The organism is Castellaniella sp. WN, assembly GCF_054457555.1.
This window is the reverse complement of the sequence record NZ_JBTKZC010000002.1, coordinates 684977-706505: the sequence shown is the minus strand read 5'-3', so window position 1 is coordinate 706505 and position 21529 is coordinate 684977. Positions and strand designations below refer to the sequence as shown.

At 67.9% G+C, this 21529-nt stretch carries 19 protein-coding genes; 5 read left to right on the top strand and 14 right to left on the bottom strand.

Annotation, left to right across the window (positions count from 1 at the left end; translation table 11 throughout):
* Window positions 1-3 precede the first annotated feature (3 nt).
* Genes ACTPOE_RS17310 through ACTPOE_RS17265 form a run of 10 tightly spaced genes read right to left on the bottom strand, consistent with a single transcriptional unit; the run spans window position 4 to window position 9856 of the window.
* Window positions 4-1518 (bottom strand): cytochrome D1 domain-containing protein, encoded by a 1515-nt coding sequence (locus tag ACTPOE_RS17310; RefSeq protein WP_458873449.1) that lies wholly within the window; start codon window positions 1516-1518, stop codon window positions 4-6.
* On the bottom strand, window positions 1509-2348 hold the full coding sequence (gene cobA, locus ACTPOE_RS17305; RefSeq protein ID WP_458873448.1) for a uroporphyrinogen-III C-methyltransferase: 840 nt from the start codon (window positions 2346-2348) through the stop codon (window positions 1509-1511). Before cobA ends, ACTPOE_RS17310 begins: the two co-directional genes overlap by 10 nt.
* The gene (gene nirJ / locus ACTPOE_RS17300; protein ID WP_458873447.1) at window positions 2345-3517 is read right to left on the bottom strand and encodes a heme d1 biosynthesis radical SAM protein NirJ; all 1173 of its coding nucleotides are present in this window, start codon (window positions 3515-3517) and stop codon (window positions 2345-2347) included. Before nirJ ends, cobA begins: the two co-directional genes overlap by 4 nt.
* Window positions 3511-4023 carry a siroheme decarboxylase subunit beta gene (gene ahbB / locus ACTPOE_RS17295; protein ID WP_458873446.1) on the bottom strand — a complete coding sequence of 171 codons (513 nt, stop codon included), beginning with the start codon at window positions 4021-4023 and terminating at the stop codon, window positions 3511-3513. Before ahbB (ACTPOE_RS17295) ends, nirJ begins: the two co-directional genes overlap by 7 nt.
* Entirely contained in the window at window positions 3998-5011 is a 1014-nt protein-coding gene (gene ahbB, locus ACTPOE_RS17290; protein WP_458873445.1) for a siroheme decarboxylase subunit beta, read from the bottom strand. Before ahbB (ACTPOE_RS17290) ends, ahbB (ACTPOE_RS17295) begins: the two co-directional genes overlap by 26 nt.
* Complete coding sequence (locus tag ACTPOE_RS17285) at window positions 5008-5481, bottom strand: AsnC family transcriptional regulator (protein WP_458873444.1); 474 nt, start codon at window positions 5479-5481, stop codon at window positions 5008-5010. Before ACTPOE_RS17285 ends, ahbB (ACTPOE_RS17290) begins: the two co-directional genes overlap by 4 nt.
* A complete protein-coding gene (locus ACTPOE_RS17280; protein ID WP_458873443.1) occupies window positions 5478-6653 on the bottom strand; it encodes a cytochrome D1 domain-containing protein in 1176 nt (391 codons plus the stop codon). The genes ACTPOE_RS17285 and ACTPOE_RS17280 overlap by 4 nt, the downstream gene beginning before the upstream one ends.
* Window positions 6650-7090, bottom strand: coding sequence for a c-type cytochrome (locus ACTPOE_RS17275; RefSeq protein ID WP_458873442.1), 441 nt, complete (start codon window positions 7088-7090; stop codon window positions 6650-6652). Before ACTPOE_RS17275 ends, ACTPOE_RS17280 begins: the two co-directional genes overlap by 4 nt.
* On the bottom strand, window positions 7059-8765 hold the full coding sequence (locus tag ACTPOE_RS17270; protein ID WP_458873441.1) for a cytochrome D1 domain-containing protein: 1707 nt from the start codon (window positions 8763-8765) through the stop codon (window positions 7059-7061). The genes ACTPOE_RS17275 and ACTPOE_RS17270 overlap by 32 nt, the downstream gene beginning before the upstream one ends.
* Window positions 8765-9856: an NAD(P)-dependent oxidoreductase gene (locus ACTPOE_RS17265; RefSeq protein WP_458873440.1), complete on the bottom strand. Its 1092-nt coding sequence runs from the start codon at window positions 9854-9856 to the stop codon at window positions 8765-8767. Before ACTPOE_RS17265 ends, ACTPOE_RS17270 begins: the two co-directional genes overlap by 1 nt.
* 345 nt (window positions 9857-10201) lie before the next feature.
* Here ACTPOE_RS17265 and ACTPOE_RS17260 point away from each other — a divergent pair, with 345 nt between their 5' ends.
* Both ACTPOE_RS17260 and ACTPOE_RS17255 read left to right on the top strand, forming a co-directional pair.
* Window positions 10202-12007 carry an acyl-CoA dehydrogenase C-terminal domain-containing protein gene (locus ACTPOE_RS17260; RefSeq protein ID WP_458873439.1) on the top strand — a complete coding sequence of 602 codons (1806 nt, stop codon included), beginning with the start codon at window positions 10202-10204 and terminating at the stop codon, window positions 12005-12007.
* Between the two features lie 167 nt (window positions 12008-12174).
* A complete protein-coding gene (locus ACTPOE_RS17255; protein WP_458873438.1) occupies window positions 12175-13059 on the top strand; it encodes an AEC family transporter in 885 nt (294 codons plus the stop codon).
* Window positions 13060-13141: 82 nt separating this feature from the next.
* On the opposite strand, the gene minE is transcribed toward ACTPOE_RS17255, so the two are convergent.
* The 4 genes from minE to ACTPOE_RS17235 all read right to left on the bottom strand — a co-directional run bounded on the left by minE (window position 13142) and on the right by ACTPOE_RS17235 (window position 16946).
* Window positions 13142-13408: a cell division topological specificity factor MinE gene (gene minE / locus ACTPOE_RS17250; RefSeq protein ID WP_269359288.1), complete on the bottom strand. Its 267-nt coding sequence runs from the start codon at window positions 13406-13408 to the stop codon at window positions 13142-13144.
* 2 nt (window positions 13409-13410) lie between these two features.
* The gene (gene minD, locus ACTPOE_RS17245) at window positions 13411-14226 is read right to left on the bottom strand and encodes a septum site-determining protein MinD (RefSeq protein ID WP_458873437.1); all 816 of its coding nucleotides are present in this window, start codon (window positions 14224-14226) and stop codon (window positions 13411-13413) included.
* A gap of 172 nt (window positions 14227-14398) precedes the next feature.
* A complete protein-coding gene (gene minC / locus ACTPOE_RS17240) occupies window positions 14399-15187 on the bottom strand; it encodes a septum site-determining protein MinC (RefSeq protein ID WP_458873436.1) in 789 nt (262 codons plus the stop codon).
* Between the two features lie 7 nt (window positions 15188-15194).
* Complete coding sequence (locus ACTPOE_RS17235) at window positions 15195-16946, bottom strand: glutamine--tRNA ligase/YqeY domain fusion protein (RefSeq protein ID WP_458873435.1); 1752 nt, start codon at window positions 16944-16946, stop codon at window positions 15195-15197.
* Window positions 16947-17097: 151 nt separating this feature from the next.
* On the opposite strand from ACTPOE_RS17235, the gene ACTPOE_RS17230 reads away from it, so the two are divergent.
* The 3 genes from ACTPOE_RS17230 to ACTPOE_RS17220 all read left to right on the top strand — a co-directional run bounded on the left by ACTPOE_RS17230 (window position 17098) and on the right by ACTPOE_RS17220 (window position 21381).
* On the top strand, window positions 17098-18429 hold the full coding sequence (locus ACTPOE_RS17230) for a cytochrome ubiquinol oxidase subunit I (RefSeq protein WP_458873434.1): 1332 nt from the start codon (window positions 17098-17100) through the stop codon (window positions 18427-18429).
* Window positions 18426-19475 carry a cytochrome d ubiquinol oxidase subunit II gene (locus tag ACTPOE_RS17225; RefSeq protein WP_458873433.1) on the top strand — a complete coding sequence of 350 codons (1050 nt, stop codon included), beginning with the start codon at window positions 18426-18428 and terminating at the stop codon, window positions 19473-19475. The genes ACTPOE_RS17230 and ACTPOE_RS17225 overlap by 4 nt, the downstream gene beginning before the upstream one ends.
* A gap of 79 nt (window positions 19476-19554) precedes the next feature.
* The gene (locus tag ACTPOE_RS17220; RefSeq protein WP_458873432.1) at window positions 19555-21381 is read left to right on the top strand and encodes a ClcB-like voltage-gated chloride channel protein; all 1827 of its coding nucleotides are present in this window, start codon (window positions 19555-19557) and stop codon (window positions 21379-21381) included.
* The last annotated feature ends 148 nt before the right edge of the window (window positions 21382-21529 follow it).

Genomic DNA, 21529 nt, shown 5'->3' with positions numbered 1-21529 from the left:
CTGTCAGTGCGACGTGCCTTCGGCGAACTCGATCTTGTTGCCGACGTTGTACTTCCCGGAGGGTTTGTTCATCGGGATTCTCTTGATTTCTTCGAGCGTCTTGCTGTCATAGACGATCAGGGCCCCCTCGGTATCCCAGACGCTCAGGAGCAGATGTCGCCCATCATGGGTGAATTCCACATGGGCGGCGTTTTTTCCGGGCATGGGACGCAGGGTGCGGGCGATTTCCAGGCTTTTCTTGTCGATCACGTGCACGGCGTCGTTGTTCGGCCCGAAAAAGACATCCGTCCAGGCGTAGGGCGAATTGGCATGGCTGCGCATGAAGAAACCCGGGCCCAGCGTTTTGATTTCGCGAATGGGCTCCCAGGTTTGCGCATCCAGGACGGATATCAGTCCGGTGCTGATATTGGGCGTGGCAAAGATCAGGCGGCCATCGCGTTTCCAGAAGATCCCGGACCCCAGGTGCGGCATGCCCGGCAGGGGAATGCGCTTGATCAGCCTGCCCGAATCCAGGTCGATGACTTCCATTCCTTTGGCCTGGCGCGAGGAGGCGATCAACTGGCGATAGTCCGGAGAGAAAGAAAAGTCGTCCAGCAGATTTTCCGCGGCCAGGCGGCGCGCCTCGAAGCCGGGCCGGTCGCCATCGTAGGGGATTTCCCAGATCTCGGGGACGTCCTTGAGGGCCACGATGAAACTCTTGCGGGGCGGGGCTGTGTAGACGGCGCTCACGCGGGAAGGTTCGGGGTGGGCTTCGGTGGCGGTGTCGATGCGCCGGATCAGGGACAGGTCGCGGGCGTCGAGCATCACCAGCCCGGCGGGCAGGGTGTTGCCCACCAGCACCCAGCGGCCATCGTTGCTGACCGCGATGTTGCGGGTGTTCAGGCCGGCCCGGACCTCGCTGATCATGACCAGGTTGTGCAGGTCGTATTTGCTGACCCAGCCGTCACGCGAGGCGAAGTAGACGTAGCGGCCGTCGGGCGAGAACTTTGGGCCTCCATGCAGCGCGAAATGCGAGGGAAAGTGCGCCAGGATCTTGTAGCGGTCGCCGTCCAGGATGTCCACGGTATGGTTGCCGGCTTCGACCACGACGAAGAGGTTGTCGGGGTCGGCGCCATGGCGAGGCGTATCGGACAGGGTGGCGGAGGTGGTGATCTGGTGCCGGCTGGCGCGGATGTCCTCTTCGGTCCAGCGGGGCGGGATGGCGGACGGAGCATACAGATATTTCACCAGGGCATCGATCTCCTGTTCCGTCAGGATCGATGCAAAGCCCGTCATCTGGCTGGCGGGGCGGCCGTGCAGGATCACGTCGCGCGCTTCGGCGGTCCGGAGGCGGGACAGGCTCTCGGGCAGCAGGGCCGGCCCTGTCCCGCCCAGGCGCTGTTCGCCGTGGCAGATCACGCAGTGGCTCTGGTACAGCCGCCCGGCGGCCTCCACGCCGGGGCCGGCGTCCGTGGCGAACGCCGCGCAGGCGGCCAGGGCGAGGGGCAGGGCCGACAGAATCGAATGCTTCAGGCGCATGAGGCTTCCAGATGGGCTTGCGGGAAACAGGCGGGATGATGAGGTTCGCGATCGGCGAACAGCGCGACCACCGCGCCGATCACGATCAGGGTCGGCGGCGCGAACATGCCATCCTGCGCCGAGGCCGGCAGCGCGGCCAGCGTGGTGCGGCAAACGCGCTGCCGGGGCGTGCTGCCCTGATGGATCAGGGCGACCGGGGTTTCGCGATCCATGCCGGCGGCCATCAGGTGGCGGCTGATTTCCGGCGCCGCCCCCAGTCCCATGTAGAACACCAGGGTCTGCCCGGGCGCGGTCAGCGAGTCCCAGGGCAGATCCAGCCGGCCGTCGTTTTGCAGATGGCCGGTGATGAAGTGGCAGGATTGCGCCACGCCCCGGTGAGTCAGGGGAATGCCGGCGTAGGTGGTGCATGCCGATGCGGCCGTGATGCCCGGTACGATGCGACAGGCGATGCCCTGGCGCAGCAGGGCGTCCAGTTCTTCGCCTCCCCGGCCGAAGATCAGCGGATCGCCGCCCTTCAGGCGCACGACCCGCAGGCCCTGTCGCGCCAGATCGCCCAGCAGGGTATTGATGGAGGATTGCGGCATGCTGTGGCTGCCGGGGGTCTTCCCCGTGTCGTACCGGCGGGCCCGGGCGGGCAATAGCGCCATCAGTTCGCGGCTGACCAGCCGGTCATGGACGATGGCGTCCGCCTGCTGGATGCAGCGCCAGGCGTGCAGGGTCAGCAGGCCGGGATCGCCCGGTCCGGCGCCGACCAGGGCGACTTCTCCGGGCAGCAGGCGGGCATGCGGCATGTCGGGAAGGGATGTGTCGGAGAGCGGGATGGCGTTCATGCGAGGCTCCTTTCGGCGAGGGCGCCGGTTTCCTGATCCGTCAGCGGGCAGCCGGGGTCTTCTCCCCACAGGTCGCCCTGGGCCCAGGCGCGGGTCCGGGTGTTGCCATTGCAGATTTCGAGCCAGCGGCATCCGCCGCAACGGCCCCCGATCCGGCGGGGGTGCTCCCGGAGCCGCAGCAGGAGCGGGTCGGGATGCTCGATCCAGATGTCGCGGAACGACCGCTCGCGGACATTGCCGACCGTGTGGTGCCACCAGTAGGTGTCCGGATGGACGTTGCCGAGATTGTCGATGTTGGCGATGCCCGCGCCCGAGGCGTTGCCGCCCCAGGCGCGCAGCATGGCTTCCAGGGAATCCGCCGATTGCGGGATGTGCTCCCGCGCCCATTGCAGCAGCAGGACGGCATCGGCGTCGTTGTTGCCGCTGACGAATTCAGTGTCGCGGCCGGCCTGGACGTCTTCCCATGCGCGGCTGAAGATCAGGCGCATGGCATGGCGCGCCATGGCGTGGTCGGCGTCCGCGCCCCGGGTGCTGCGCGCCCGGCCACGGCCGCTGTAGTTCATGTGCGACAGATAGTATTTCTGGATGTCGTGGGCGCGCATCAGTTCGAGCAAGGCCGGCAGCTGATGGTGGTTGTGCTGGGTCAGGGTGGTGCGCAGGCCGACGCGGATGTCGTGCTCCCGGCACAGCCGGGCGGCCGCGATCGAGCGGTCGAAGGCGCCTTGCATGCGCCGGAACGTGTCGTGCAGGTCGGCCAGCCCGTCGATGCTGATGCCGACATAGTCGAAGCCGATCGCGGCAATGGCTTCGATGTTGCCCCGATCGATCAGGGTGCCATTGGTGGACAGGGCGACGTAGAAGCCCAGGTCCCGGGCATGCCGGGCCAGTCTGAAAAGATCCGGGCGCATCAGCGGCTCGCCGCCGCTGAGCACGAGCACGCGCACGCCGGCCGCCCGCAGGTCGTCGAGCACGCGCAGGGCTTCCGTGGTGTCGAGTTCCCCCTTGAAGTCGGTATCTGCCGAGGTGGCGTAGCAGTGCCGGCAGGTCAGGTTGCAGCGCCGCAGCACGTTCCAGATCACCACCGGAGGGCGGGTCGAGCCGGGCGGGGCGCCGCGGGGCGCGGGCGCCTGCCCGGCGAGCACGCGCAGGTACTGGCTGATTCTCAGCATCGGGGTTCTCCTGAATGGGGAAGCCGCAGTCCGGTCTTTTTCAGGATGCGGCTGCTGACCAGCATGTCTTCGGCCAGCCGGGCGGTTCCCAGCAGCGCGCGGATCCGGGCGCGTTGCGGTTCCAGTTCGTCGGCGGAACGGGCATGGATCATGGCAAAGAGGTTATAAGGCCAGCCTTCCTGGCGGGGTCGGCGGTAGCAGTGGCTGACGAAGGGCAGCGCGCCGACCCGCGGGCCGAGGCGCGCGAGGGCTTCGTCCTCGATGTCCCAGACGGTCATGCCGTTGTGCCGGTAGCCCAGGCGGTAATGATCGGGGACGGCGGCGATGCGGCGGATGATGCCGGCCTCCTGGAGCCGGCGCAGCAATGCCAGGGCCTCTTCGGCGCCGCAGCCCAGGGATGATCCGACCCAGGCCCAGGGGTCTTCGACCAGGGGCAGGCCGGCCTGGCACAGTTCGATCAGGCGGCGGGCGAGCCGGGCGTCAGAGGGGGAGATGCAGGCCGACATGGTAGGTCTCCTCCTTGGGCAGATTCAGGACCGCCAGCCCGGTGACCGATTCAATGGCGGTCAGCGTGCGGTCCAGATGGCCGGGGCTTTCGCAGGCCAGCACGAACCACATGTTCCAGAAGTGTTCGCGGCGGTAGTTGTGCGCGACCTCGGGCATTGCCCGGAGCTGACCGGCCACGGCGTCGAAGCGGTCTTCGGGGGCGGACAGGGCCGCCAGGGTGAAGGCGCCGCCCAGGGGCTCGATGTCGAACATCGGCCCGAACCGGGTCAGGGTTCCGTCGGCCAGCCAGTCTTCGAGGCGGGCGCGGATACGGTCGGGATCCAGGCCGAGTTCGGCCCCCAGCGCCTCCCAGGGGTGCCGCACCAGTGGCAGGCCCCGCTGCAGGCGATTGAGGATGAGGCGGTCCATCGTATCCAGCGATGTCTCCTGTTCAGGTGCGCCGGGCGGGAATTCCGGGGGAACTTCCCGGTCCGGCATGCCGGTCTCCTTGTCCGGGCCCGGAGGGGCATAGCGCCCGCCGCGCTGCTTGAAGGCGCGCAGGCTGAACAGGCAGGCATGGGGCCGGTCCGCCAGGCCATGGCGCTGGAGGATGGCGTCGGCCTGGGCCTGCACCGCGGTCCGCGACGTGCCGTGAATCATGCAAAACAGGTTATAGGGCCACTGCGGCAGGCTGCGCCGGCGCCGATAGCACAAGGTGATGGCGGGCTCCCGCGTCAGCGCCAATCCGGCGGCGTCGACCTGCGAGTCCGGAATATCGAGCACCAGCATCAAGTTGGCGTTGATTCCCAGCGCCCGGTGGTGGACGATCAGGCCGAAGCGCCGGAACAGCCCCTCGGCCTTCCAGGCGCGGACCTGGGCCAGCACCAGATCCTCTCTGGTTCCCAGCGCTTCGGCCAGGGTGGCATAGGGCCGTGCGCATCGCGGCAGTCCGCGTTCGAGCCGCCGGGCCAGCCGATTGCGCAGTTCGGGGGAAAGCGGGCTGCTCATGAGGACTCCGGCAAGAAGGGAGTCAGACTGAAACCCAGGTCGATGTGATAGCCGCGCAGCATGGGGAGGGAGATGGGTTCCATCCCGGTGGCGGCGGCGATCTCGTCGAGTGCGCGATCCAGAGATTCCCGGGTGTCGGCCGTGAGCACGAACCACAGATTCCAGGCGTGGTCGCGCTGATAGTTGTGATTGACGGCCGGATGGGCGCTGACGCGTGCGGCGATGGCTTCCAGCCGGCCCGGCGGCACGGACAGGGCCGCCAGGGTGCTGGCGCCGGCGCGTCCGTGCTCGAATACGGGACCGATCCGGGACAGGATGCCGCGCCGCTCCAGGGCGTCCAGGCGGTCGAGTACTTCTTGTTCGGAACAGCCCAGGGTCCGGGCCATGGCGGCATAGGGCCGTGCGCAGACCGGCAGGTCGTGCTGGAAGCCTTCGAGCAATGCCAGGTCGATCGGGTCCAGATCCTTCATAGGCCCATCCTGGTGGCGCGGCTGCTCATGAAGATGCCGCTGGGGGCTCGCGATGGCAGCGTGTCGAGGCGCTCCAGGGCGTAGGGATCCCAGACCTGAACCTGGTCTCGGTCCCGCACGGAAATCCAGAGTTGTTCGCCGCGCGGCGTGAATTCCATGTGCAGCACGCCCGGGCCGATGTCCAGGGTGCGGATGACCCGCATCGATTCCGTATCGATGACCTGGACCTTGCCATTGTCGGGAAAGGCGAAATTCACCCAGGCCTGGCGATTGTCCGGGCGCATCACGATGAAGACCGGCTGGCCCAGCACCTGGATGCGGTCCGTCAGCCGCCAGCGGGCATTGTCCAGCACGTGAACGACGTGTTCTCCCACGCCCGGGATGAACGTCCGGCCGCTCGTGGCGCTCCAGCCTTCCAGGTGCGGCATCTTGTAGACGGGGAGCGGCTTTCCATGGCGACCGTAGTCCGGCAGGATGCGTCGCACGCCGAGTTCCGGGTGCCACAGGTCGAGGAGCGCCAGCCCGTCTTCGCCGAACAGGCCGGCGATGTAGTGGCGGCCATCCCCGGTGATCATGCCATCGTAGGGTTCCTTGCCGATGCCCGCATGTTTGTCCAGGACGGGATGGCGGGGATCCCGCGCGTCGACCCGCCAGATCTCGCCGGTGTCGAACAGGCTGAAGACGAATTGCCGGTCCGGAGCGTCCACCACGCCGACGGCGCGCGCATTCCGGCCGCCTCCGGTCATGGGAGTGGCCGGAATGTCTGCCAGCCGCTCCAGTGTGTCCGCGTCGAACAGCCGGACGCCGCCGGGCTCGTAGTTGCCTACGGCGATGACCTGGCCGTCCTGGCTGATGGCGCCGCCGATGCTGTTGCCGCCCTGGATCACGCGGGCGGCGATCCGGTGAGTCAGCATGTCCACTTTCGTCAGGCCGCCGTCGCGGCCGAAGACATAGGCGTAGCGTTGGTCGCGTGAGAAGACGGCCGCGGCGTGCGACAGGTCGCCGAGCCCTTCGACCCGGGCCACGACGGCCGGTTGCGGGCCGTTGCGGATGATCTGGACGCTGCCGGTGGCGCGTTCGATGACCAGGCCCAGGTCCCCGCCGCCTTGCGGCGTGTGGGCGCAGGCGCTCAACAGGAGGCAGAGCAGGGCGGCAAGGAAACCTCGCATCATGGCAGATGTCCTTCAGTGAGACGATCGATGATCCAGCCGGCTTCGGCCGGACTGAGGAAAGGGTTCCAGGGCGGCATGGGCGTTCCGGGCCGGCCCTGAAGAATGGTGGCGATGAGGGCATCGCGGGGTTTGCCCCGCAGGGCTTCCGGGGTCAGGGCGGGGCCCAGCCCCCCGGTCATGCGCAGGCCGTGGCAGGAGCCGCAGTCCTGTACCAGCAGGTGCGAGACGCGCTGCGCCTGCTCGGCGGATAGACTGGATGCGGCGGGGCCGGCCGCCAGCGCAGCCGGCCCCGCCGCGCAGGCCAAGGCGGCCGCCAGGCCCACCGCCCCGGTCCGCCCCCAGGCAAAAAGCGCCTCCTTGGCGGACGATGAGCCGAAGGCGCGGCGCGACGGCCTCTCCCTGCCGTCAATAGATGTCGTGCTGGGTGTTGTTGACATTGAACTTGCCCGTGGGGGTGATCAGGCGCGGGTCCTTGATGACCTTTTTGAGCTTCAGCGTGCGGTCATCCACGATCACGATGGCGGATTCCTTGTCCTTCATGTTCCAGACCGAGAACCAGACTTCGGTGCCGGCGGCATTGAATTCCGGCTGGACGATCCGCAGCGAGCCGTCCTTGATGCCGGCCCATTCGATGATCGGCAGCACGGTGTAGCCCTTGTCCAGGTTCTTGATGTCGAAGGCCGCGACGGTCGAACTGATCTTCGGGTCCGGGTTGAAGGTCGTGTCCGCGTACAGGTGCTGGGACTTCGGGTGGGTCTTCACGAACAGCGAGCCGCCGCCCTGGCCTTTGAGAGTCTGGACGACTTTCCAGGCGTTTTTCGGGTGCTGCTGCGGATCCGTGCCGATCAGGGCGATGGTTTCGTCGCCCAGGTGGCTGGTGGCCCAGACCGGACCGTATTTCGGATGGACGAAGTTCGCGCCCCGGCCCGGGTGCGGGGTCTTGCCGACCTCGATCAGGGCCTCGAGCTTGCGGTTCTTGGAATCGATCACGGCGATCTTGTTGGAGTTGTTCGCCGCCGTGATGAAGTATCGGTGCGAACGATCCCAGCCGCCGTCGTGCAGGAAGGGAGCGGCGCCGATCGAAGTAATCGTCGGGTTCTTGATGTCCTTGTAGTTGAACAGCTGGACCCAGCCCGTCTCCTTCACGTTGATGATGAACTCGGGGTGCTGGTGCGAGGCGATGATGGCGGCCACGCGCGGCTCGGGGTGGTATTCCTGGGTATCGACCGTCATGCCTCGGGTGGAGATGATTTCCCGCGGTTCCAGGGTCTCGCCGTCCATGATGGTGTATTGGGGCGGCCAGTACGAACCGGCGATGACGTATTTGTCCTCGTAGCCCTTGTATTTCGAGGTTTCCACCGAGCGGGCCTCGATGCCGACCTTCAGTTCCGCGACCGTGGTGGGCTCCTTCATCCACAGGTCGATCATGTCGATCTTGGCATCGCGCCCGATCACCAGCAGATAGCGGCCCGAGGCCGACATGCGCGAGATGTGGACGGCGTAGCCGGTCGGAATGATCTTGACGATTTCCTTGGTGTCGCCGTCGATCAGGGCGATCTTGCCGTCATCGCGCAGCGTGACGGAGAACAGGTTCCCCAGGTTCAGGTTGTTCATCTGCTTCCTGGGCCGGTCCTCGGGCTTGACCAGGACCTTCCATGAATTCTTCATCTCGGCCATGCCCCATTCCGGCGGGACCGGTGGAGTGTGCTGGATGTACTTCACCATCAGGTCGATGTCCTCGGGAGAGAGTTCCCCCGACGTTCCCCAGTTCGGCATGCCGAGGGGAGAGCCGTAGGTGATGAAGGTTTTCAGGTATTCGGGGCCGCGCTTCTGGGTGATGTCGGGCGTCAGGGGTTTGCCTGTCGCCCCCTTGCGCAGGACGCCATGGCAGCCGGCGCAGCGCTGGAAGTAGATTTCCTTGCCCCGGGTGAACTCGGCGTCGCTCAGGTCGGGGGCGCCCGCCGTGCGGTGCACGGCGGCGCTGGCCGGGTCCACGGTCGAGGCCGCGCCCTGGTATTCGGCAGCGGGATCCGGTTTTGCCTGGGCCAGGCCCAGCGTACTCATTGCCGCCAGGGCGGCGAGCACCAAACGTCCGGTCTTTCTTGTATCCATCAGGCTTCTCCTGTGACTACTGTGGTGTGAAATTTTGAGCGTCCGGGGTGGCGCGATGCGAAGGGTTCCGCCGGAGGGGCTTTGCGGCCGGCCGGTTCCCTGGATACGCCGGGGATGATGAAATATTCGATGCCGTGGCTGGAGAAGAAGGCGGCCTGGTCCCCGTAATCCGGGGATGTCGCCGCGGGCAGCAGGACGACGAGCGTCTGGCCTAGCCGGGCGGCCTCCAGCATGGCCCGCAGCGTGTCATGATCGGGAGTCCGCGACGGACCCTGGCCGTGAAAGGGAATCCGGGCGGCGTCGCGGCGGGCGAGTTCGAGGACCCCTGGCTGACAGCATGCTTCGTAGTACAGGACATCGGCCAGGTTCAGTGCGCGCAGACCGTTGAGGGTCAGATCCCCCGGATCGTCGTCCGGTGCGGCCACGAGATAGACCTGGCCGCGTGGCGACCGTTTGCCGCGGGCCACCGTGTCCAGGAAAGCCTGTTCGGCGTCGGCGTTCCGGCCTTGCCGCAGCAGCGTCTGTACCGGGCCGCGCAGCAGATCCTCGTACAGGGCCCGCCGTTTTGCCAGATCGGGAAACTGGCGCGCAATGCGCGGCCGGTGGCGCTGGGCCATGTGTGTCAGGGGGCCGAGGGCCGGATCGGCCATCGTCTCGATCCGTTCGCGCACGGCGCGGGCGAACATCGGGGCACAGCCGGCCGAGGAGATGGCGATCATCAAGGGGGATCGATCGACAATGGCGGGTATATGGGCGGTGGACAGCCGGGCGTCGTCCACCACGTTGACGTACAGGTGGCGGTCCGCGCAGGCATCGGCGACGAGCCGGTTGGCCTGAGGATCGTTGGTGGCCGCGATGACCAGCCAGGCACCGTCCAGCAGCGCAGGTTCGAACCGCCCGTGCAGCAGCGCGATGCTTCCTTCGTCGCCGAGCTGCGCCAGCGTGGGCGTGAAGGTTTCCGCAATGGCCGTGATCCGGGCTCCGGATCGCATGAGCAGGCGGATCTTGCGTTCCGCGATGTCACCGCCGCCGATGACCAGTATGCCTCGGCCTTCGAGGCGGATGAACAAGGGGAAGACGTAGTCGGACATATCCCGCTTCGTTGACCGCGAACCACCTTAGGTTAGATAGGGTCTGACCTTATATACTTGATGGGTATTAGGATTGGCGGAAGGAATTCCGGATAATGGCCGGAATTTTTCCCGGGATTGATCTCGCGCAAAGTGCCGGGGGCGGCCGGCCGGACGAAAGAGGAGGCAACCCGCCCGAAAGTTGACCGTCGGCTTGACTTCAAACAGGCTTTCCTCTTAAATTCAAACGATCGTTTGAATTTCGATTCGACGGCTCGAAGATCCCGAAGAGCCGGCCGGCGTCCGGACCGGCTCCCGTTCGGGGCCGCCGCGATCGCCCTCGACAATCCACCCTGGAGACCGGAGATGCCCGACTACAAAGCCCCCCTGCGCGACATCCGTTTCGTGCGCGACGAGGTCCTGAACTACCCCGCCCACTACCAGTCCCTGCCGGGCTGCGAGGAGGCCACCGCCGACATGGTCGGCGCCATCCTGGAAGAGGGTGCGAAATTCTGCGAGCAGGTCATCGCGCCGCTGAACGCCGTGGGGGATCGCGAGGGTTGCGCCTGGTCGCCCGAAGGCGTCAAGACTCCGGCGGGCTTCAAGGAAGCCTACGCCCAGTACGTCGAAGGCGGCTGGCCGGCGCTGTCGCACGACGCCGCCCACGGCGGCCAGGGCCTGCCCGAATCCCTGGGCATGGCCATCAGTGAATTGATGGGCGAGGCCAATTGGGCCTGGGGCATGTATCCCGGCCTGTCGCACGGCGCCATGAACACCCTGCAGGCGCACGGCACGCCGGAACAGCAGAAGACCTACCTGGAGCCGCTGGTCTCGGGCAAATGGACGGGCACCATGTGCCTGACCGAGCCTCACTGCGGCACCGACCTGGGCATGTTGCGCACCAAGGCCGAACCGCAGGCCGACGGCAGCCACAAGGTCACCGGCACCAAGATCTTCATTTCCGCCGGCGAGCACGACATGGCGGAGAACATCGTCCATATCGTCCTGGCCCGCCTGCCGGACGCGCCCGCCGGCACCAAGGGAATTTCCCTCTTCATCGTGCCCAAGTTCCTGCCCGACGGCCAGGGCGGCCCGGGCGCGCGCAATGGCGTGTCCTGCGGCTCGATCGAGCACAAGATGGGCATCCACGGCAACGCCACCTGCGTGATGAACTTCGACGGCGCCACCGGCTTCCTGATCGGACCGGCCAACAAGGGCCTGAACTGCATGTTCACCTTCATGAACACGGCCCGCCTGGGCACCGCCATCCAGGGCCTGGCGCACGCCGAGGTCGCCCTCCAGGGCGCTTCGGCCTACGCCCGTGAGCGTCTGCAGATGCGCGCCCTGAGCGGCCCGAAATTCCCCGACCAGCCGGCCGACCCCATCATCGTGCACCCCGATGTGCGCCGCATGCTGCTGACGATCAAATCCTATGCCGAAGGCAACCGCGCGCTGCTGTACTACGCCGCGCAGCAGGTGGACATCATGCAGCACAGCCAGGACGCGGACGCTCGCGAGCAGGCCGACAAGCTGCTGGGCTTCCTGACTCCGATCGCCAAGGCCTTCATGACCGAGACCGGTTTCGAGGCGGCCAACCTGGGCGTTCAGGTCTTCGGCGGCCACGGCTACATTTCCGAGCACGGCATGGAGCAGAACGTGCGCGACAGCCGTATCTCGATGCTGTACGAAGGCACGACCGGCGTCCAGGCGCTGGACCTGCTGGGCCGCAAAGTGCTGATGACCCAGGGCGAGCCGCTGCGCATCTTCACCAAGATCGTGCACAAGTTCTGCAAGGCCAACGGCGGCAACCGCGCGATCTCCGAACTGGTGAAGCCCCTGGCCGAGTTGAACAAGGAATGGGGCGACCTGACCCTGAAGATCGGCATGAAGGCCATGACCAACCGCGAGGCGGTGGGCGCCGCGTCCGTGGATTACCTGATGTATTCGGGCTATGTGACGCTGGCCTATTTCTGGGCCGACATGGCGCGCGTCGCGGCCGATAAGCTGGCGGCGGGCGAGGGCGACAAGGCCTTCTACCAGGCCAAGCTGCACACCGCGCGCTTCTACTTCGCCCGCATCCTGCCGCGCACCCGCGCGCATGTGGAGGCCATCAAGGCCGGCCCGGACGTGCTGATGGACCTGCCGGCCGAGGATTTCGCGCTGGGATACTGAGCGGGCGCGGCCTTCCGGGGATGCGCGCGGCGCGCTCCAGAGGGGACGGATCGGTGAACGGGGCGGGCCCTTCGCGCGGAGGGCCCGCCCCGTTCGCTTGAGTGCGGCGCTGTACACTCTGGGCAGCCCGCCGCCAATTCCGCCGGTCCATCCCTTCGCCTTTCCCCATGCTGCCCACCCTGCTGAACATCGTCCTGCCCGTCTTCGCCGTGGCGGCCCTGGGTTTCGCTTTCGGCCGTCGCCAGGCGCGTGCGCCGGACATGGCGTTCATCAATCATGCCAACGTGATGGTGTTCTGTCCGGCGCTGGTGTTCTCCGCGCTGCTGGACAATCCGGTCGACCTGGTGCGCGGCTGGCCGCTGGTGGCGGCCGGGGTGCTGATCATCATTGTGCCGGGGCTGCTGCTGGCCCTGGTGCGCCGCCCGGGCGTGTCCCGCCCGGCTTTCCTGGTGCCGGGGATGTTCCGCAACACGGGCAATATCGGCATTCCTCTGATGATGCTGGCCTACGGCAAGGATTTGCTGGGCGACATCGTGGTGCTGTTCGTGCTGTCGAACCTGCTGCATTTCTCCCTGGGCCTGTGCCTGCTGTCGCGCGGCGGCAGCCGCTGGATGTGGCTGCGCAATCCGAACATCTGGGCTGCCCTGTTGGGCGTGGCTCTGGCGCCGCACCGGGAATGGATCCCGCCCTTCGTGACGACCACGCTGGACCTGACCGGGCAGATCGCCATTCCGCTGATGCTGTTCGGGCTGGGCGTGCGTCTGTCCCTGGATCGGGTCGAGCAGCCGGGCCTGGCGCTGCGCATCAATGCGCTGTACTTGCTGGCTGGCCTGCTGACGTTGCCCGTCGTGCTGTGGCTGCTGCCCCTGACGCCGGAATGGTCGCGCATGGTCGTGCTGTCGGTGATGCTGCCGCCGGCGGTGTTGAACTACTTGCTGTGCGAGCAGTATCGCGTGGAGCCCGAGGTCGTGGCCGGCGTGGTGCTGCTGGGCAACGTCCTGTCCCTGGCGATCATCCCGCTGGTGGTGTGGGCGACGCTGGCCTGGATTTGACAGGGCATGGGGACAGTCCACTGCGACTGCCCCATGCCCGGCAAATCGGGGCGCCTTGCAAGGCGCGAGGTGGAGGGATGCTTCAGTTGCGCGCTTCGGCCTGCGGCATCTCGATCTTGACCTCGAGCACTTCCAGAGAATCCTGGCGATCCAGGTTGACCTTGATGTCCTCCGGGTTGATCTGGACGTATTTCGAGATCACCGCGATCAGTTCCTTCTGCATCTGCGGCAGGAAATCGGGCGCGTTGCGGCCGCTGCCGCGTTCGTTGATCAGAATGAGCTGCAGGCGGTCCTTGGCGATGCTGGCCGAGGTCTTCTTCTGTCCGCGCAGGAAATCCAGGAACGACATGCTTATTTACCCCCGAACAGGCGCTTGAACAGGCCGGGTTTCTCGTAGTCCACGAAGCGCAGGGGCTTTTCCTCGCCCAGGTAGCGGGCCACCACGTCCAGGTAGGCCTGGGAGACGTCGGAATCGCGGATGTGGATGGCGGGGATCCCCTGGTTGGACGCCTGCAGCACGGTTTCCGATTCAGGGATCACGCCGATCAGGCGGATGCGCAGGATGTCCTCGATGTCGCCCAGGGACAGCATTTCGCCGTCGGCCACGCGCTTGGGGTTGTAGCGGGTCAGCAGCAGGTGCTCCTTGATCGGCTCTTCGCCCTTTTCGGCGCGGCGGGACTTGGCCGACAGGATGCCCAGGATGCGGTCGGAGTCGCGCACCGAGGAGACTTCCGGATTGGTGACCACCAGCGCGTCGTCGGCGAAGTAGGACGCCATCACCGCGCCGGTCTCGATCCCGGCGGGAGAGTCGCAGACGATGTATTCGAAGTCCATGGCGGCCAGGTCGGTCAGGACCTTTTCCACGCCTTCGCGCGTCAGGGCATCCTTGTCGCGCGTCTGGGAGGCCGGCAGGATGTACAGGTTTTCCAGCTGCTTGTCGCGGATCAGCGCCTGGTTCAGGGTGGCCTCGCCCTGGATGACGTTGACGAAATCGTAGACTACGCGGCGTTCGCAACCCATGATCAGGTCCAGGTTGCGCAGGCCGACGTCGAAGTCGATCACGACCGTCTTGTGGCCGTGCATGGCCAGGCCGGCCGAGAAGCTCGCGCTGGTGGTGGTCTTGCCCACTCCTCCCTTGCCGGAGGTGACTACAACGATGCGCGCCATGGTGACTGTGTTCCCCTGTTCGAAAAATTCATGACATCGTAAAGCAAAAAGCCCTGGACAGGCCGATGCGCCGGCCAGGGAGCGTGTCCGGATGTGACCGCGCGCCCGGGCACGGGCTCCGTGCCTGCGGGACGAGGGCCGTCGAGGCGGCCGTCCATCGGGCGCCGCCCGTTCAATGGCCGCCCTGCAACGCCCGGATGCGCAACGTGTCGCCGTCCAGTTCGACCTGGGCGGCGTGATTGTGCAGCGAATCGGGCAGGCGGGTTTCGATCACCCGGTAGACCCCCGCGATGGCCAGCAGTTCCGGGTCGAGCTGGGTGGTCAGGATCATGGCGCGCGGGTTGCCGCGCGCCCCGGCCATGGCCTTGCCACGCAGCGGGCCGTAGACGTGGATGTGGCCGTCGGCGATGACTTCGGCGCCCTGGCTGACCATGCCCATGACGATCAGGTCGCCGCCGCGCGCGTAGATGCGCTGGCCCGAGCGCAGCGGGTGGCGGATCACCAGGGTCTCGGCGGCGGACGTTTCGGCGTCGGCGGGCGGGGAGGGCTCGTCGGCGCCGGAGGCCGTGCCGGCCGGCGCCGCGGGCGCGTCCGGCGCGGGCGGCGTCCGGGTGGCCTTGGACGGTGCGACGGCGCGGCTTTCCGCTTGCCGGCCCGTGGAGATGTCCAGGGGCGCCAGACCGGCCTGGTCGGCCGAGGCCAGCAGGGCCTTGGGCGCCCGCACGCCGATCGGATGCAGCCGGTGGCGGCGCAGGGCGTCGGCCAGCGCCCGCCAGTCGGGCGCCTGGTCCAGTCCCTGGGCGTCGAGCACCACGGGTTCGTTTTCGTAGAAGGCGCCGGCCTCTTGCATGCGCTGGTCCAGCGCCCGGGTCAGCTCGGCGGTGTCGGCCGTATGCAGCACGGCCCGCAGGACGTGCAGGGACGCACTCTTGAAATCCAGGGCGGCGGCGGTTTTGGGCATGATGGGTTCAGACCCGGGTGTCGCGCAGGGTGACGGCGCGGTTGATCACCGGACGTCCGGGCGTGGAGTCCTCCCGGTCGGCGACGAAATAGCCCAGGCGTTCGAACTGCCAGGTCGCACCGGGCTCGGCGCGTGTGCCCGGCTCCAGCCAGGCGCTGACGACCCGGCAGGAGTCGGGATTGATCGCCCGCAGGAAATCGCGGTCGCCGCCGTCGGGGTGCGGTTCGGTGAACAGCCGGTCGTACAGGCGGATCTCGGCGGGCACGGCGTGGGCCGCGCTGACCCAGGTGACGGTGCCCTTGACCTTGACGGCGTCCGCGCCCGGTGTGCCGCTGCGCGTGTCGGGGAGGTATTCGGCGTGGACCTCGACGACCTCGCCCCGGGCGTCCTTGACGCAGCCGGTGCAGCGCACGACGTAGCCGTATTTCAGGCGCACCAGGTTGCCCGGGAACAGGCGGAAGTATTTCTTCGGCGGTTCTTCGCGGAAGTCGTCGCGCTCGATCCAGAGTTCGCGCGTGAAGGGAAAGGCGCGCCGGGCGCCGTCCGGTTCGTGGGGATTGAGCGGGGCGGAGCAGGGTTCGGCGTGGTTTTCCGGGAAATTGGTGATGACGAGCCTGAGCGGGTCGAGTACGGCGACGGCGCGGGCCGCCACGGGGTCCAGGTCGTCGCGCAGGGCCTGTTCCAGGATGCCGTAGTCGATGCGCGAATCGGCCTTGGACACCCCCAGCCGTTCGCAGAACAGGCGGATGGAGCCGGGCGTGTAGCCCCGGCGGCGCAGGCCGGCCAGGGTCGGCAGGCGGGGATCGTCCCAGCCGGAGACGTGGTTTTCCAGGACCAGCTGACGCAGCTTGCGCTTGCTGGTGACGACGTAGCTGAGGTTCAGGCGCGCGAATTCGTACTGGCGCGGCAGCGGCCCCGCCAGTTCGCCCTGTTCGGCCAGGCGCTCCAGGATCCAGTCGTAGAAGGGACGCTGGTCCTCGAACTCGAGCGTGCAGATGCTGTGCGTGATGCCTTCCAGAGCGTCCTCGACCGGGTGCGCCCAGGCGTACATGGGATAGATGCACCAGGCGTCGCCGGTGCGGTGATGGGTCGCGTGGCGGATGCGGTAGAGGACCGGGTCGCGCAGGTTGATGTTGGGCGAGGCCATGTCGATGCGCGCGCGCAGGGCCATGCGGCCGTCCGGGAACTTGCCGGCGCGCATGTCGCGCAGCAGCGCCAGGGATTCCGCGGCGGGGCGGTCACGCCAGGGCGAGGCCGTGCCCGGTTCGGTCAGCGTGCCGCGGGTGGCGCGCATCTCGTCGGCCGACTGCTCGTCCACGTAGGCGTGGCCAGCCCGCACCAGGGCCTCGGCGAAGCGGTACAGGGTCTCGAAATAGTCGCTGGCATAGTAGCAGTGCTCCGTGCCGCCCTGCGTCCAGTCGAAGCCCAGCCAGTGCACCATGTCGATGATGGCGTGGACGTACTCGTCCTCTTCTTTTTCAGGGTTGGTGTCGTCGAAGCGCAGGTGGCAGATGCCTTGGTAGTCGCGCGCCAGGCCGAAGTTCAGGCAGATGCTCTTGGCGTGGCCGATGTGCAGGTAGCCGTTGGGTTCGGGCGGGAAGCGGGTGCGGATGCGGGCGGTGTCGGGCGCGCCGGCGCGGCGGACTTCGGCCGGGCTGGGCGGGGGCGCCCATTGCCTGTCCTGGTAGCGACCGGATTTCAGGTCGTTGTCGATGATGGTGCGCAGGAAATTCGAGGCAGGCGCTGAATCGGTGGTCATGGTGCGGGGATGGACTGGCCTCTGGGGCGGAAAGGGGCGGAAGGATGAAACATGAAACGAGCATTTTGCCATGTTCGCGGGGGGGGGCGGCCGGCGAGGGGCGCGAAAGGCGTACAGGCTCGAAGGGGGTTCATATAAACTAGCGCACATTATGACGCAAACCGCATGGGTTCTGTCGCTGTCCCAGTTTTATCTGAGCCTCGGGTTCGTGCTGTTCTTCCTGGCGCTGGAACTGGGCCTGGCCTGGGTCTTGTTCGGCTTCCGGCTGCGCGCCCGGCGCAGTCAGGCGGCGCTGCTCGCCTATCGTTTCTGGGCGCGCGTGTTCGCCCTGTCCCTGATCCTCGGCTTCGCCGCCAGCCTGCCGCTGCTGCTGCAGCTGGGCACGCTGTGGCCGGGCTTCATGGACCGGGCCGGCGAGGTCGCGGGTCCGCTGGTGGGCATGGCGGTGCTGACGTCCTTCATCTTCAAGTCCTGCTTCCTGGGGGCCATGCTGTACGGACAGCGGTCCCTGTCCGACCGGGCTCATACGCTGGTGGTGGGCATGGTGGCGGTGGGCACGTCCCTGACAGCCTGGTGGATCGCCGTGCTGCTGGCCTGGCTGCAATGGCCGGCGGGCGCGGTCCTGTCCGAGGGCCGCTATCAGGTGGCGGACTGGCCGGAATTGCTGGGCGGGATCGCGCCCGTGCTGTTCGGCGTGCTGCTGGCTGGCGGCCTGCTGCTGGCCGCCGCCCTGATGCTGGCCGTGACCGCCTGGCGCACGGAGGTTCGTCCCAGCGATGGGGGGGATCGCAGCGTCTACGTCTGGGGCCTGTGGCTGGTGCTGCTGGCGCTGGCGCTGCAGGCGCTGCTGGCGGCGGCCCTGGGGCGCGAACTGCTGCCGCTGCAGCCGGCCCGCGTGGCGGCCGTGGTGCCGCAATGGACCAGCGGTCCGCCGGAACGCCTGTCCCTGGCCGCCTGGCCCGATGAATCCTTGGGGGGCGATGCCTGGCGCCTGTCGGGTCCCGCCGACTGGCCCTCCTGGGCGCGGCTGCCGGCCGATGGGCCACTGCGGGGGTTGAACGATCTGGCCGGCATCCGGCCGCCCCTGGCGGCTACTTACCTGTCGGCGCGGCTGGCCGTGCTGTTGACCGGTGCGCTGGCCGTGCTGGCGGCGTGGGCGCTGTGGCGGGGCCGCCGCCTCGGCTATGAGCCCGACAATCTGTCGCGAGCCGGCCGCATCGGTCTGCGGGCCATGGCATGGCTGGCCGTGGCTCTGCAGGCGGCGGGCTGGGGGCATCTGCTGGTCGGCAGCCTGCCCTATGCCGTCCAGGGCACGGTGTCGCTGCGCGAGATCGGCACGGCCGCGAGCGAGGGCGCCCTCTGGATCGTCCTGTGCCTGCAGGTCGCGGTCTATGGCGCGCTGGCCGCGGGCTTTCATCAATTGCTGCGGCACGCCACCCGTTATGGCGTGGTGCCGGTGGCCCGTCACCGGGGACGCGCATGATCGATTCGCTGGCGGCCTTGCTGGGCCTGGGCGCCCAGGACCCGGCCTTCTGGATTCCCCTGGCGCTGATCGCCGTGTTCTTCGCCACCGTCGTGGCGGGTGTGCTGCTGGACGGCTTCGACATCGGCGTGGGGTGCGTGTCCCTGGTGGCGCCGCCCGCCCTGCGGCCGCGCATGTTGTCGCTGCTGGGTCCCTGGCGCGACGCCAATGAATTCTGGGTGTTCCTGGGCGTCGGGCTGTTCGCGGTGGCGTTTCCCTACGCCTGGCCCCAGACCCTGGGGCGCCTGTATTTGCCGCTGTCGTTGCTCGCCCTGGGCACGATGCTGCGCTCGGTGTGCTTCGAATGGCGCCTGCGGGCGCCGGCCGAGCACCAGGACCGCTGGCAGTTCGGCTTCGGCGCGGGGGCCGTGCTGGTCGCGTTTTCCCATGGCTACATCCTGGCGCGGGTGGCGGTGGCGTATCAGCCGGGCGGGGGCAATACCGGCTTCGCGATCCTGATGGGGGGCTGCGCCGTGGCGGTCTACAGCCTGCTGGGGGCCGCCTGGCTGATGATGCGCGAGGCGGGCGAACTGCGTGTGCGCGCCGTGGGCTGGGCGCGCCGCACCCTGCGCTGGGGCGCCGTGGGCGCCGTGGGCGTGTCGGTGGTACTGGACTTTTCCAACGCCGGGGTGTTCCTGAAATGGGGCGACGGCTCGCACTGGCTGGCGGTCGGCCTGGTCTGGAGTACCCTGCTGGCGTGCTTCGTCCTGACGGAAATGACGCTGCAGCGCATGATCAGCCACAGCTACCGCGCCTCGGCCCTGCCCTATGCCCTGGTGCTGGTGATTGTGCTGATCGTGCTGGGCGGCCTGGCCTACAGCTTCTTCCCCTACCTGGTGCTGGATGAAATCACCTTGTGGGATGCCGCCGCGCCCGTGGCGACCCTGCGACTGGCCCTGTCGGCCGTGGTGATCGCGCTGCCGGTGGCGCTGATCTTCAACCTCCGGGTGTACTGGCGCATGCTGGGCCGGTCGCGGCCCCCCAGCCCGCCGGACTTCAGGCCATGAGCGCGCCGGGCCGCTCCAGGCGCGAATTCCCCTCTGGGGGGATGGGCCCGGACACGGGACGGCCCTTGTGGACTGTCCCGTGTCTGACGAATCCGAGCGGCATGCGGGCCGCGAGGTGGACGACGCGCAGCGTCAGGGGAGCATCGTAATCATGCGTGGGCCGGACCTGGGCCTGCGGGCCGACGGCGCGGTCGCCATGCTGTGCTGGGCGGCCCTGGCCGGCGTCGGCGGCGCCCTGGTCACGATCGCCTTCCATGCCGGCATTCATGGAGTCCAGTGGCTGTTCGCGGGGCACTCGGGGGCCATCACCCAGGTGATGCGCGACCTGCCCTGGTGGCTGCGCCTGCTGGTGCCGGCCGTGGGCGGCCTGTGCGCCGGAGGGCTGCTGGTGGCGGCCCGGCGCGTGTCGCGCGACGCGCATTCCGACTATATGGAGGCCGTCGCCATCGGCGACGGACGGATGTCCGTCCGCCAGGGCCTGCTGCGGTCCCTGTCGTCGCTGTGCACGGTCGCCACGGGCGGCTCGATCGGCCGCGAGGGCGCCATGGTGCACCTGGCCGCCTTGTGGGGGTCGGTGCTCGGGCGGCTGCTGCGCTCGGGCACGGCCCACCTGCGCCTGCTGGTGGCCTGCGGCGCGGCTGCCGGGGTGTCCGCCGCTTACGGCGCGCCCATCGCGGGAGCCGTGTTCGTGGGCGAGATCATCCTCGGTTCCATGTCTTTCCAGAATTTCGGTCCGCTGCTGGTCGCGGCCGCCGTATCGAACCTGGTCATGCGGCTGAGCGGCCACTACGTGGCGCTGTACGCCATGCCCGGGCTGGAGGCCGTTCCGGCGGACCTGCTGCTGCCCAGCCTGGCCCTGGGCATCCTGGCCGGGGTGGGGGCGCCGCAGTTCCTGCGTTGCATCCATGGAGTGAAATCGCTCTTCGGACGCACCGGCCTGCCGCTGCCCCTGAGCCTGGCCCTGGGCGGCCTGCTGCTGGGGGGTGTGCTGATCGGCATGCCGCAGATGGCGGGCAACGGCTACAGCGTGGTCGTGTCCCTGCTGCACCAGCCCCAGGCCTGGCAGGCCGTGCTGTGGATCCTGCTGTGCAAGGTGCTGGCGACCTCGCTGACGGCGGGTTCGGGTGCGGTGGGAGGCGTGTTCACCCCGACGTTGTTCGTCGGGGCGGCTCTGGGGACGCTGTTCGCCCAGGGGCTGGGGGAAGTCTGGCCCGTGCTCGCCGGTCATGGGACGGTCCTGACCCTGGTCGGCATGGGCGCCTTCCTGGCGGCCGCGACCAGCGCGCCCTTCATGGCGATCCTGATGATTTTCGAGATGACGCTCAGCTACCAGATGGTGCTGCCGCTGGTGCTGGCCTGCGTGGCGGCGTATTTCGTGTCGCGCGGCCTGGCCCAGGCGGTGATGTATCAGGTCACCCTGCATCACGAGGACAACCAGGCGCTGCGCCGGCAGCTGTGCCACGCCCGGCTGGACAGCCTGATGCGGCCGGCCGAGACCGTGGTCCGCACCGATGCGCCGGTGCGCCGCGCCCAGGAGATGTTCCTGGACTATCCGGTGAAGTACCTGTACGTGACCGATGCCGAGGGCGCCTGGCAGGGCGTCATCGCCCAGCAGGACCTGACCCGCATGATGCTGGCCGAGACCGACGTGCAGTCCAAGACCTGCGGCGAGGTGCTGCGCCTGGATTTCGTCAAGCCCTTGTACCCCGACCTGAGCCTGGACGAGGCTCAGGCGCAGTTCAGCGCCTTCCAGGGGGAACGGCTGCCGGTGGTCAGCCGCGACCGGCCCGCCCGGCTGCTGGGAGTGGTCTACAAATCCGACCTGCTGGAACGCTATTCGCAGTTGAAACGGGCGCTGGACGGAGAGGCCGATTTCGTGCTGTCGCCGCGCCGGGGGCGCCCGTGACCACAGGCTTAAGCCCAAGCCTCGCCCTTGCAGGGCGAGGTCCGGCGGGGCCATTTTCGTGCGGTGCCGAAGGCACTCCCGCAAGGCGGCGGAGACATCCGGCCCTCGGGCCGGAGTGCTTCACAGCCGGCCGCGCCGCGCTGATGGC

Excerpts from the sequence above, each read along its gene's own strand:
- ACTPOE_RS17310 (WP_458873449.1), bottom strand. The coding sequence starts at position 1,518 with ATGCGCCTGAAGCATTCGATTCTGTCGGCCCTGCCCCTCGCCCTGGCC.
- cobA (WP_458873448.1), bottom strand. The coding sequence starts at position 2,348 with ATGAACGCCATCCCGCTCTCCGACACATCCCTTCCCGACATGCCGCAT.
- nirJ (WP_458873447.1), bottom strand. The coding sequence starts at position 3,517 with ATGCTGAGAATCAGCCAGTACCTGCGCGTGCTCGCCGGGCAGGCGCCC.
- ahbB (WP_458873446.1), bottom strand. The coding sequence starts at position 4,023 with ATGTCGGCCTGCATCTCCCCCTCTGACGCCCGGCTCGCCCGCCGCCTG.
- ahbB (WP_458873445.1), bottom strand. The coding sequence starts at position 5,011 with ATGAGCAGCCCGCTTTCCCCCGAACTGCGCAATCGGCTGGCCCGGCGG.
- ACTPOE_RS17285 (WP_458873444.1), bottom strand. The coding sequence starts at position 5,481 with ATGAAGGATCTGGACCCGATCGACCTGGCATTGCTCGAAGGCTTCCAG.
- ACTPOE_RS17280 (WP_458873443.1), bottom strand. The coding sequence starts at position 6,653 with ATGATGCGAGGTTTCCTTGCCGCCCTGCTCTGCCTCCTGTTGAGCGCC.
- ACTPOE_RS17275 (WP_458873442.1), bottom strand. The coding sequence starts at position 7,090 with ATGTCAACAACACCCAGCACGACATCTATTGACGGCAGGGAGAGGCCG.
- ACTPOE_RS17270 (WP_458873441.1), bottom strand. The coding sequence starts at position 8,765 with ATGGATACAAGAAAGACCGGACGTTTGGTGCTCGCCGCCCTGGCGGCA.
- ACTPOE_RS17265 (WP_458873440.1), bottom strand. The coding sequence starts at position 9,856 with ATGTCCGACTACGTCTTCCCCTTGTTCATCCGCCTCGAAGGCCGAGGC.
- ACTPOE_RS17260 (WP_458873439.1), top strand. The coding sequence starts at position 10,202 with ATGCCCGACTACAAAGCCCCCCTGCGCGACATCCGTTTCGTGCGCGAC.
- ACTPOE_RS17255 (WP_458873438.1), top strand. The coding sequence starts at position 12,175 with ATGCTGCCCACCCTGCTGAACATCGTCCTGCCCGTCTTCGCCGTGGCG.
- minE (WP_269359288.1), bottom strand. The coding sequence starts at position 13,408 with ATGTCGTTCCTGGATTTCCTGCGCGGACAGAAGAAGACCTCGGCCAGC.
- minD (WP_458873437.1), bottom strand. The coding sequence starts at position 14,226 with ATGGCGCGCATCGTTGTAGTCACCTCCGGCAAGGGAGGAGTGGGCAAG.
- minC (WP_458873436.1), bottom strand. The coding sequence starts at position 15,187 with ATGCCCAAAACCGCCGCCGCCCTGGATTTCAAGAGTGCGTCCCTGCAC.
- ACTPOE_RS17235 (WP_458873435.1), bottom strand. The coding sequence starts at position 16,946 with ATGACCACCGATTCAGCGCCTGCCTCGAATTTCCTGCGCACCATCATC.
- ACTPOE_RS17230 (WP_458873434.1), top strand. The coding sequence starts at position 17,098 with ATGACGCAAACCGCATGGGTTCTGTCGCTGTCCCAGTTTTATCTGAGC.
- ACTPOE_RS17225 (WP_458873433.1), top strand. The coding sequence starts at position 18,426 with ATGATCGATTCGCTGGCGGCCTTGCTGGGCCTGGGCGCCCAGGACCCG.